The 10,538-nt window shown below is 62.2% G+C and carries 9 protein-coding genes; 6 read left to right on the forward strand and 3 right to left on the reverse strand.

Features of this window, described 5'->3' with window-relative positions; genetic code table 11:
• Positions 1–65 precede the first annotated feature (65 nt).
• On the forward strand, positions 66–680 hold the full coding sequence (locus WH87_RS08565; protein ID WP_046139494.1) for a DUF1294 domain-containing protein: 615 nt from the start codon (positions 66–68) through the stop codon (positions 678–680).
• Here WH87_RS08565 and WH87_RS08570 read toward each other — a convergent pair.
• The 3 genes from WH87_RS08570 to WH87_RS08580 all read right to left on the reverse strand — a co-directional run bounded on the left by WH87_RS08570 (position 677) and on the right by WH87_RS08580 (position 3,998).
• Positions 677–1,408, reverse strand: coding sequence for a helix-turn-helix transcriptional regulator (locus tag WH87_RS08570; protein ID WP_046139493.1), 732 nt, complete (start codon positions 1,406–1,408; stop codon positions 677–679). The two genes, WH87_RS08565 and WH87_RS08570, sit on opposite strands and share 4 nt — an antisense overlap.
• A gap of 54 nt (positions 1,409–1,462) precedes the next feature.
• A complete protein-coding gene (locus tag WH87_RS08575) occupies positions 1,463–2,578 on the reverse strand; it encodes an epoxide hydrolase family protein (protein WP_046139492.1) in 1,116 nt (371 codons plus the stop codon).
• Positions 2,579–2,987: 409 nt separating this feature from the next.
• The gene (locus WH87_RS08580) at positions 2,988–3,998 is read right to left on the reverse strand and encodes an aldose epimerase family protein (RefSeq protein WP_046139491.1); all 1,011 of its coding nucleotides are present in this window, start codon (positions 3,996–3,998) and stop codon (positions 2,988–2,990) included.
• A gap of 121 nt (positions 3,999–4,119) precedes the next feature.
• Between WH87_RS08580 and WH87_RS19585 the strand changes: the two genes are divergently transcribed.
• From WH87_RS19585 to WH87_RS08605, 5 genes are all read left to right on the forward strand, one after another.
• Entirely contained in the window at positions 4,120–5,163 is a 1,044-nt protein-coding gene (locus WH87_RS19585) for a LacI family DNA-binding transcriptional regulator (RefSeq protein WP_197410763.1), read from the forward strand.
• 92 nt (positions 5,164–5,255) lie between these two features.
• Positions 5,256–6,719 carry a xylulokinase gene (gene xylB / locus WH87_RS08590; RefSeq protein WP_046139490.1) on the forward strand — a complete coding sequence of 488 codons (1,464 nt, stop codon included), beginning with the start codon at positions 5,256–5,258 and terminating at the stop codon, positions 6,717–6,719.
• Positions 6,716–8,023, forward strand: a complete 1,308-nt coding sequence (gene xylA / locus WH87_RS08595; RefSeq protein WP_046139489.1) for a xylose isomerase — start codon at positions 6,716–6,718, stop codon at positions 8,021–8,023. Before xylB ends, xylA begins: the two co-directional genes overlap by 4 nt.
• A 265-nt stretch (positions 8,024–8,288) precedes the next feature.
• On the forward strand, positions 8,289–9,560 hold the full coding sequence (locus WH87_RS08600) for an O-acetylhomoserine aminocarboxypropyltransferase/cysteine synthase family protein (protein ID WP_046139850.1): 1,272 nt from the start codon (positions 8,289–8,291) through the stop codon (positions 9,558–9,560).
• A gap of 148 nt (positions 9,561–9,708) precedes the next feature.
• Positions 9,709–10,500 (forward strand): DUF2189 domain-containing protein, encoded by a 792-nt coding sequence (locus tag WH87_RS08605; RefSeq protein WP_046139488.1) that lies wholly within the window; start codon positions 9,709–9,711, stop codon positions 10,498–10,500.
• Positions 10,501–10,538 lie beyond the last annotated feature (38 nt).

Genomic DNA, 10,538 nt, shown 5'->3' on the forward strand with positions numbered 1-10,538 from the left:
GACGATCAATAGCGCTCAGCTTTCGTTAAACGCGCCTGCGGTACGGAGGTTGCGTGGGGTGGCATATGCGACGTAGTGGCGAACTGATTCAGTGGAATAACAAGGGCGGTTACGGCTTTGTCCGTGACGAGCAGGGGCGGGAATATTACGTCCATATTTCAAAGGTTCCCGGTGACAGCCGTCCGCGCCTGGGGGATCGGCTGACGTTCGACGTCGCGACCGGGCGAAACGGGCGTCCTGCCGCGGTCGATGTGATCATTGCCCCACAGCCGACGACGCCTGCTCCCAGACCCAGCCTGCGCCCGACCTCATCCAATGTGTCGCCCTATAAACTTGGCCTGCGCACCGCGGCAGCCACCATGATGACCCTGCTGATCGTGCTGGCCATTGCCAATGGCCACATGACGCCCTGGTTCAGCCTGATCTATATTTTCATGGGAACGGCGTCGGCGCTGTTTTATCGCTTCGACAAGCTCTACGCGCTCAGCGGGCAGTATCGGGTCAGCGAGGGCTCGCTGCACATCGTCGATTTTACCTTTGGCATCATCGGCGGGCTGGCGGCGCAGGAGGTCTATCGCCACAAGACCGTCAAGCCGCGCTTTGTTGCCACCACCTGGGCAATCGCGTTGCTGCACACCGTCGCGCTGGCCTTTGTGGTCTTCGTGCCGTTCTCCGCCTAATCCCCGGCCGGTGATTCACGTGAAACTGCCGCCTGATGGGCGCGCCATTCGGCCTCCCATTCGTCGCGCCATTCGCGTTCGAGCACGGCGCGGCGCTTGCCGTAACGCTCCTCGGTGACGGTCAGCTCGACAATGCGGTCGGTGCGGAAATTGCGGAAGGCTGTGCGCAGGCAGCACCAGGCGGCGATGATCTGCTTGCCTTCGTAATAGGCCAATTGCACCGGCCAGATGGTGCGCTCGGACGGATTGCCGCCCTCATCCTGATAGCCAATGCGCAGCGCTTTTTCGGTGCGCATGGCCTGCCGGACCTGCCCCAGCACCGGCATCGGCTTTTTCTCGCCCCAGACGGCGACGGGCCAAAGCCCGGTATCGTTGATGCGGTCGCGCAGATCTTCGGGGGATGCGGTGGCGATCTTGGCCAGTGCGTTTTGTGCCGCGGCGCCAAGGCCGTCATCGGGCTGCGCCCCCACCCAGCGGGCCCCCAGCACCAAGGCTTCAAGCTCTTCGGGGGTGAACATCAGTGGCGGCAGGAAGAAACCGGGCTTCAGCATATAGCCAACTCCCGCCTCGCCATCGATGGGCGCGCCAAGGCCGATAAGCGTCTGCACGTCGCGATAGAGCGTGCGGACGGACACACCCTGCTCCTGGGCAAGCGCGGCTGCCGTGACCGGACGACGATGCCGCCGCAGCGCGTCCATGACGGCAAAAAGGCGCTCGGTCTTGTCCATGGTTTGCTCTCCGTGCGGTGCGGGGACTGCTCGATTCTGGGCAGGCGCTGCAGTTTATGCGATCTGGCCGTAAAACGCCCGGATGTCATGGGCCATCTCCTCGGGGATTTCGAGCGCAGGAAAATGGCCGCCTGCCCGCGCTTCGCTCCAGCGCACGATGTTTTGCAGGTTTCTCTCGCCCCAGGCGCGCGGCGCAGGATTATCGAAGGGCGGCAACAGCACGGCGTGCGGCACCTGATGGCGCGGCGCGGGTCCCATCAATTGGGGATCGGCAAAGGCTTCCTTATAGAGCCGCACCGAGCTGCCAATGGTCTGGCTGAACCAATAGACCGAGAGGATTGTGGCAAGATCATCGAGGGCGAAGGCATTGGCTATGTCGCCGCCATTGTCGCTAAATACGTAATATTTCTCGAGAATCCATGCGGCGAGGCCCGCCGGGGAATCATTGAGGCCAACCGCCAGCGTGGCCGGCTTGGTGCCCTGGATCGTCACATAGGCGCCCTCGGTAAAGGCCATATAGTCGGCGCGTTGGAGAAAGGCTGCTTCTTCCGGCGTTGGGTCACTGGGGCGGGGAAAGCCTGAAAAAACATTGACGTAATGCGCCCCGATCAACCGCTCTGGGACATCGCGCACCAGCGCCATTTCAACGCCAGTGCCCATATCCGAGCCCGAGATGAGGAATTTATCATAGCCCAAACGCGTCATCAGCTCGGCCCAGAGCGGCGCAACGGCGCTGAGGTTCATGCCCGGCTTGTTGGGTTGGCCGGAAAAGCCAAAGCCGGGCAGCGAGGGGATGACGACGTCGAACGCCACGCCATCGACCGGCGCGGTGAGCAGAGGCACCAGCGGCAGCAATTCGACGAAATTGGAGGGCCAGCCATTGGTCAGAAGGATCGGCACATTGGTGTCGCCCTGCCCGCGCACATGGACGAAATGGACGGCCTCGCCGTCGATCTCTTCAACAAATTGGGGGAAGGCGTTGAGCCGGGCCTCGGCGCCGCGCCAGTCATATTGCTCGGCCCAATAGGTGATGAATTCGCGGAGAAACCCATCCTCGATGCCATAGTCCCAGCCGGTATGGGGCAACGTTTTGGCAAAACGGGTCTGGCCCAACCGTGCTTCAAGATCAAACAGCGCCGCGTCGGGAATAGCGATGGTAAAGGGGTGCATTCCGGTGTCTCCAGGGGCGCAGCCATGGGCTGCATCGTGGAGAGAGCTATGCGCCAGCGGTGCTGACAGGGCGTGGCAGCAGAAACGCCGAGTCCCTCAGTGGCCGTCATTGCCCGGCTTGTCCGGGCAATCCATGCGTTGGTGCATCCGGGGGAGATGGATCACCCGGACGAGCCGGGTGATGACGGTTGTGAGGAGATCGCGGGTCACAGGGTGATCGACCAGAAAGGCTCTCGGATAAGGCCCGAGGGTAACGCTCGCTGAAGGATGCTTCACCTCGACCGGTCACTATAGCAACCGGCCACCGATCCATCGTCATTGCCCGGCTCGTCCGGGCAATCCATGCGCCCGGCAGAAGATGGATCACCCGGACGAGCCGGGTGATGACGGTTATGGGGAGGTCGTGGTCTTACGCGATCTCGAATTCGCACCAGTGGCGGTAGGGGCGCTCTGGGGAATAGATGATATTGGGGAAGTGAGGATTGTGCAGCGCGTCGGCAAAGGCCTGATCTTCAAGACAGAAACCGGAATGGTTCCCATAGTGCTTGCCGCCGAGGCCGGGCGCCGCCACATCGGTGGTGACGCTGTTATAGACCTGCACGCCTGGACGATCGCTCCATAGCTTGAGCGTCAGATCCTTGTCGGGGGATATAACGGTCGCGATCGGCTCTGAGGTGGCCCGACCGGTGTCGAGCACCATGCCGATATCATAGTCCACCGGTGCGCCAGACGCGTCGCGCATGGTGCGGGCGGTCCGCAGATCATAGATCGTGCCGCGCGATGGCAGAATGGCGCCGGTTGGCGCGAGATCTTCGCCCAGCTGGGTATAGGCGCTCGAATTGACCTGGATGGAGTGGTCGAGCACATCGGCCGTGGTGCCGAGGTTGAAATACTGGTGCTGAACCAGGCTGATCGGGGTGGGCTGATCGGTGGTGGCGCTCAGCTCGAGACGCAGCTTGTTGCCGCGCAAGGTGTACGTGGCCGAGAAGTTGACGCTGCCGGGATAACCCATGGCGCCATCGGGGCTGAAATGGGTGAAGCGGACGGCATTGTTGGCCTCATCGACCTGACCATCCCACACCTGGCGGCCCAAGCCTTCATCGCCACCATGCAACTGCAACGTGCCAGCATTGGCGGGGAGCGTGTAGTGCTTGCCGTTGAGATCAAAGCTCGCATTCTTGACGCGATTGGCCACGCGGCCAGCAAGCGAGCCGAAATGGGGGCTGTGTTCAGGATAGGCGTCGAAATTGTCGAAGCCGAGAACCACCGAGCGTTCGCCACCGGCAACCGGCACACGCCAGTCGCGCACGGCAACGCCGTAGCCGATAATGTCGACGCTGACGCCGGTCGTGCTGACGAGGCGGAACTGGTCGACGCGCTTGCCTTTGAATTCGCCAAATGTCGAAACGTCGATCGGCATCGGTGCCTCCCCCTGTTTTATGAGCGCGGCACCTGTAGCGCGCTTCACAGGCCCCAAGCAACGCACTCTTGACGTTTTGTCGCAGCGCGCCAAAGGTGGCCGCAAAGCCGTGGGAGCCAAAGTGAACGAAATTGGACTGAGACGCCGTGCCACTGTCCACGATGTTGCGCGGGCAGCAGGCGTGTCCCTGGCGACGGTCGATCGCGTGCTGAACGGGCGGCCCGGGGTGCGGGCTGCGACGGTCGAAAAGGTCGAGGCCGCCATTGCCGAGATCGGCTTTCAGCGCGATTTGTCCGCCTCGCTGCTGGCCCGGGCGCGCGATCTGCGCGTGGTGTTTATCATCCCCGACAGCTCCAATGAGTTCATGGCCAGCCTTGCCGACGCCGTGACGCGCCGCGCCGGACAGGCCCTGACCGACCGCATCTATATCGAAACCCAGCGCTTGCGCGCGCTCGATGCCGGGGCTTTGGCCAAGGCGCTCGACGGGCTCGATGCCCGCACCACCGATTGCGCCGTGATTGTGGGGGGCGAAGAACCATCGGTGCTGACGGCGGTCGATAGCGCCACCAAGCGCGGCATAGTGGTGATGACGCTGGTGTCGGACTTGCCGGCAACGCAGCGCCACCATTTCATCGGCGTCGACAATGTGGCCGCCGGACGCACGGCGGCAAGCCTGCTCGGTCGCTTCCTGCCGCAGGGCGGCAAGGTGGCTGTGATCGCCGGTTCGTTGCATTTGCGAGACCATAGCGAACGCCTGAGCGGGTTTCGCGCGACCATGGCAGCCGAGTTCCCTGCCCTCGAGCTGATCGGGCCGAGCGAGGGCCATGACGAGCGCAGCGAAACCGAGGCGATTGTCGCCGATGTGCTGGCGCGTCATCCCGATCTGGCTGGGCTATATAATCTCGGTGCGGGCAATGCCGGGCTTGTCGCCGCCCTTGATGCCGCGCCAAGCGCCAGTGCCCTGCGCGTCATTGCCCATGAGTTGACCGAGCCCACAAGGCGTGGGTTGCGCTCGGGGGTGATCGACGTGGTGCTGGACCAGAACCCTGATGGCGAAATCCGCGAGGCGATTGCGGCGGCGCGTACCTTGGCTTTGGGTGGACACGGCGCCCTTGTCAGCGACCCTATTGAAATCGGGATTTTCCTGCGCGACAATTTGCGCTAAGAGAAGCGCCATTCATCAAACCGGCGTGGCCCAAAAATGGGCCGGGAGGACGTTCAGATGTTGTTTGTCACCGTAAATGAGGTACGTGCCTCATGACCTATCTTGGCATTGATATCGGCACGTCCGGCGTCAAGGTTTTGCTGATCGACGCGCATGGTCGCGCCCTCGGCGAAGCATCTGCCGCTGCCGTTGAGCCGGTCCGCCCGCATCCCGGCTGGTCCGAGCAGAACCCCGCCGATTGGTGGACTGCGACGCTCGAAGCCATCGATAAATTGTCGAAGGCGCATCCGTCTGAGGTGGCAAAAGTGCGCGGCATTGGCCTCTCCGGTCATATGCATGGCGCGACCCTGCTCGGCAAAAACGACGAAGTCTTGCGCCCCTGCATCCTGTGGAATGACGGTCGTTCGGCTGCCGAGTGCAAGGAAATGGAAGCGGCGCTTCCAAGCCTGCGCCAAATCTCGGGCAATATCGCCATGCCCGGCTTTACCGCGCCCAAGATCGCCTGGGTGCGCAAGCATGAGCCTGAAATCTACGCCAAGATCGCCAAGGTCCTTCTGCCCAAGGCCTATGTGCGCCTGCTGCTGACCGGCGAGCATGTCGAGGACATGTCCGACGCCGCTGGCACGCTGTGGCTCGACGTCGCCAAGCGCGACTGGTCTGACGAGCTGCTGGCCGTCACCGGCCTCAATCGCTCCCACATGCCGCGCCTTGTCGAAGGCTCGGCGCCCTCGGGCAATCTCAAGCCCGAACTGGCGTCGCGCTGGGGCATTGGTGGCACGGTTGTCGTCGCTGGTGGCGCCGGTGACAATGCCGCTGCCGCGTGCGGTATCGGCGCGATCCGGCCCGGCGAAGGCTTTGTCTCGCTTGGCACCTCGGGCGTGCTGTTTGTCTCCAACGACAAGTTCCGCCCCAATACCGAAGCGGCGGTCCACGCCTTCTGCCACGCCATTCCCGATACCTGGCACCAGATGGGCGTCATCCTCTCGGCGACCGATAGCCTCAACTGGCTGTCGCATATCACGGGCCAGAAGCAGGCTGCCTTGTCGGGGGCTGCCGAAGCTGATTTCACCGGTCCGGGCGAGGAAATCTTCCTGCCCTACCTGTCGGGTGAGCGTACGCCGCACAATAATGCCGGTGCGCGCGGCTCCTTCGTGGGCCTGTCGCATCGCTCCGATCCGGCCAAGCTGGCCCAGGCGGTGATGGAAGGCGTGACCTTTGCCTTCCGCGACTGCCAGCGCGTGTTGCATGACGCGGGCACCAAAATCGATCGCCTTCTGGCGGTGGGTGGCGGCGCCAAGTCTGCGCTCTGGCTCAAGATGATCGCCACCAATCTCGACATGGAAATCGCCCTCCCCGAGGACGGCGATTTCGGTGGCGCGCTGGGCGCCGCCCGTCTCGGCTTTTGCGCCGCGGAGGGCGCGGACCCGCACACCATCATCACCATGCCTGATATCAAGACCGTCATCGCGCCCGATCGCGCGCTGTCATCTGCCTATGCCGACCAATATGCGCGCTATCGCGCACTCTATCCCGCCATCGAGGAGGCTCGTAAGTGACTGATTTCTTTAAGGGTATTTCGCCGGTCAAGTTTGAAGGTGCCAACAGCACCAACCCACTGGCATACCACCACTACAACAAGGACGAGATCGTCGCCGGCAAGCGGATGGAAGATCACATCCGTCCAGCCGTCGCCTATTGGCACACCTTTGCCTGGGAAGGCGGCGACCCATTTGGCGGCCGTACCTTCGATCGTCCATGGTACGATACCGGCATGGACGGCGCCCGCCTCAAGGCTGACGTCGCGTTCGAATTCTTCGACCTGCTCGACATTCCCTTCTTCTGCTTCCACGACGCCGATATCGCCCCTGAAGGCGCGACGCTGGCCGAGAGCAACCGCAATGTTCGCGAAATCGGCGAGATTTTTGCGCGCAAGATGGAAACCAGCCGCACCAAGCTCCTCTGGGGCACGGCGAACCTCTTCTCCAACCGCCGCTATATGTCGGGCGCTGCCACCAATCCCGATCCAGAAGTCTTCGCCTATGCCGCTGGCCAGGTGAAGAACGTGCTCGAGCTGACCCACGAACTGGGCGGCGAGAACTACGTGCTCTGGGGCGGTCGTGAAGGCTATGAGACGCTGCTGAACACCAAGATCGGCCAGGAACAGGACCAGATGGCCCGTTTCCTGCACATGGTGATCGAGCATGCCGAAAAGATCGGCTTCAAGGGCCAGATCCTGATCGAGCCAAAGCCACAGGAGCCCAGCAAGCACCAGTACGACTTCGACGTCGCCACGGTGTATGGCTTCCTCAAGAAGTACGGCCTTGAGACCAAGGTGAAGTGCAATATCGAAGTGGGCCACGCCTTCCTCGCCAACCATACGTTCGAGCACGAGCTGGCTCTGGCCGCTTCTCTGGGCATTCTCGGCTCGGTCGACGCCAACCGCAACGACATCCAGTCCGGCTGGGATACCGACCAGTTCCCCAACTCGGTGCCTGAGACGACCCTGGCCTTCTACCAGATCCTCAAGGCCGGTGGCCTGACCACCGGTGGCTGGAACTTCGACGCCAAGGTGCGTCGCCAGTCGATCGATCCAGCAGACCTGCTGCATGGCCACATTGGTGGTCTCGATGTCTTGGCCCGCTCGCTCAAAGCCGCTGCTGCGATCATCGCTGACGGCACCTATGACAAGGCCGTCGACGCCCGTTACGCCGGCTGGAACACAGCTGAAGGCAAGGCGATCCTCGAGGGCAAGGTGTCGCTTGCCGACCTCGCCGCCAAGGTCGAGAAGGATAACATCAACCCGCAGCCAAAGTCCGGTCAGCAGGAATACCTCGAAAACCTGATCAACCGTTTCGTTTGATTTAGATTTGGGTGGGGCCAGTCGCCCTGCCCCATAAATACGCACCCTCGGGCCCCGCCCGGGGGTGTTTTTGTTTTGGCGCGAGCGCCCCGGGCAGATTCACGTGAAACAGCGGCACGATCCGTTCACCATCGCGGGCACGGATTGGCGTGGCAGGGCTGCGTGACGAAAAGACTTGTTGCGAGGTGGGCTTGCCCGTGGTTGACCCGAAATGGTCAAATTACGGCAAGGGCGTAGAACGCCCATCCGCACCCAGGAGGATATGTTGAAGCTCGAATCGCTCGCCCTGCACCACGGCTATACGTCGGAGGCCACCACCAAGGCGGCTGCCGTTCCGATCTATCAGACCACGTCCTACACCTTCGATGACACCCAGCACGGCGCCGACCTGTTCGATCTCAAGGTCGCCGGCAATATCTATACCCGCATCATGAACCCGACGACCGCGGTGCTCGAAGCCCGCGTCGCCGAAATGGAAGGCGGCATTGGCGCGCTGGCCGTCGCCTCGGGCATGGCCGCGATCACCTATGCGATCCAGACCATTGCGGGTGCCGGCGACAACATCGTCTCGACCTCCCAGCTCTATGGCGGCACCTATAACCTGTTCGTGCACTCGTTCCCACGCCAGGGCATCGAGACCCGCCTGTTCAGCTACGACGATTATGATGCGCTGGAGCGCCTGATCGACGAGAACACCAAGGCGGTATTCCTTGAATCCATCGGCAATCCAGCCGGCAACGTGGTCGATATCGAGCGCATCGCCGAGATTGCCCATCGCCATGGCGTGCCTGTCATCGTCGACAACACGGTCGCGACGCCCTACCTCACCCGCCCGTTCGAGTTCGGCGCCGATATCGTGGTGCATTCGCTGACCAAATATATTGGCGGCCACGGCACCTCCATCGGCGGCATTATCGTTGATAGCGGCAAGTTCGACTGGAAGGCCAATGCCAAGCGCTTTGCCATCCTGAATGAGCCCGATCCGTCCTATCACGGCGTCGTCTATACCGAGGCGCTCGGTGCTGCGGCCTTTATCGGTCGCGCGCGCGTGGCTCCGCTCCGCAATACCGGCGCGGCGATCTCCCCGTTCAACGCCTTCCAGATCCTGCAGGGCCTTGAAACGCTTGGCCTGCGCATGGAGCGCCACACCGAAAATGCCCTCAAGGTCGCCAGGCACCTCAAGGCCCATCCAAAGGTCGAGTGGGTCAACTATGCCGGCCTGCCAGACAGCAAGTTCCACGCCCTCGCCCAGAAGATCTCCAAGGGTTCGGGCTCGGGCATCCTCAGCTTTGGCATCACCGGTGGCAAGGAAGCGGGCGGCCGTTTCATCGATGCGCTGCAGATGATCCTGCGCCTGGTCAATATCGGCGACGCAAAGTCCCTGGCCTGCCATCCGGCCTCGACCACACACCGTCAGCTCTCGCCAGAAGAGCTGGCCAAGGCAGGCGTGTCGGAAGATCTGGTCCGCATTTCGGTCGGCATCGAGCATATCGATGACATCCTCGCCGATATCGATCAGGCCCTCGCCAAGGCCTAGCCGATCACAATTTCCCGATCCGGGGCGACAGCGCCTCGGGTCGGGCCTACACTCTCTTCACTTGCAGACCAGCGTTCGTCCCTGACCGCTCTGTAATTGCCTTGGCCAGACGGCGGCGTTTTCCCTGCATTGCAACGGGAGTTTCGTCATGGCCCATTTTCACGTCCTGTCCGGCGCGAGCGACACGCTTGATCGGCCGGCCATCCGCACCATCACCATTGCTGACCTGTTCGACGTGCTGCGGCGCGGCGCCGCTGACTTCTGGGAAAAGCCATCCCACTACGTCATGTTGACCTTGATCTATCCCATTGTCGGCATTGCGCTCGCCGTGTGGATGAACGGCTATTACACTTGGCCCATGCTCTATCCGCTGGTCGGTGGCTTTGCCCTGCTCGGGCCTTTTGCGGCGATTGGGCTCTATGAAATCTCCCGGCGTCGCGAGCTGGGCGAAGACACGTCCTGGAAACATGCCTTTGAAGTCCTTCGCTCTCCCGCCATTGGCTCGATTGCGGCCATCGCCGTGCTGCTGTTCGCCATTTTCACTTTGTGGCTGACCGCCGCGCAGGCGCTGTATGAGAGCCTTTTTGGCTCCGCCCCACCCATGGCGCTGGGCGGTCTGATCAATCAGGTGCTGACCCAGCCGGGCGGTATGACTCTGTTGATCGTTGGTAATCTGATCGGGCTGCTCTTTGCGGTGGTGACGCTGTGCATGACGGTAATTGCCTTCCCGCTGCTGCTGGATCGCGATGTCGGGGCCTATATGGCCGTTGAAACATCGTTCCGCGCCGTGATGCGCAATCCGATCCCGATGCTCGCCTGGGGCGTGATTGTTGCGGTGGGGCTGTTTGTCGGCTCGATCCCGGTCTTTGTCGGGCTGGCGGTGGTCATTCCCATCTTTGGTCATGCCACCTGGCATCTCTATCGCAAGCTGGTGGTTTAGCCGTCCAAACATTGGGACAAAGCCGCGCGCAGCGGTTG

The sequence above is a fragment of the Devosia epidermidihirudinis genome, assembly GCF_000971295.1.
GTDB lineage: Bacteria > Pseudomonadota > Alphaproteobacteria > Rhizobiales > Devosiaceae > Devosia > Devosia epidermidihirudinis.

Excerpts from the sequence above, each read along its gene's own strand:
- WH87_RS08570 (WP_046139493.1), bottom strand. The coding sequence starts at position 1,408 with ATGGACAAGACCGAGCGCCTTTTTGCCGTCATGGACGCGCTGCGGCGG.
- xylB (WP_046139490.1), top strand. The coding sequence starts at position 5,256 with ATGACCTATCTTGGCATTGATATCGGCACGTCCGGCGTCAAGGTTTTG.
- WH87_RS08605 (WP_046139488.1), top strand. The coding sequence starts at position 9,709 with ATGGCCCATTTTCACGTCCTGTCCGGCGCGAGCGACACGCTTGATCGG.
- WH87_RS08575 (WP_046139492.1), bottom strand. The coding sequence starts at position 2,578 with ATGCACCCCTTTACCATCGCTATTCCCGACGCGGCGCTGTTTGATCTT.
- WH87_RS08565 (WP_046139494.1), top strand. The coding sequence starts at position 66 with ATGCGACGTAGTGGCGAACTGATTCAGTGGAATAACAAGGGCGGTTAC.
- WH87_RS08580 (WP_046139491.1), bottom strand. The coding sequence starts at position 3,998 with ATGCCGATCGACGTTTCGACATTTGGCGAATTCAAAGGCAAGCGCGTC.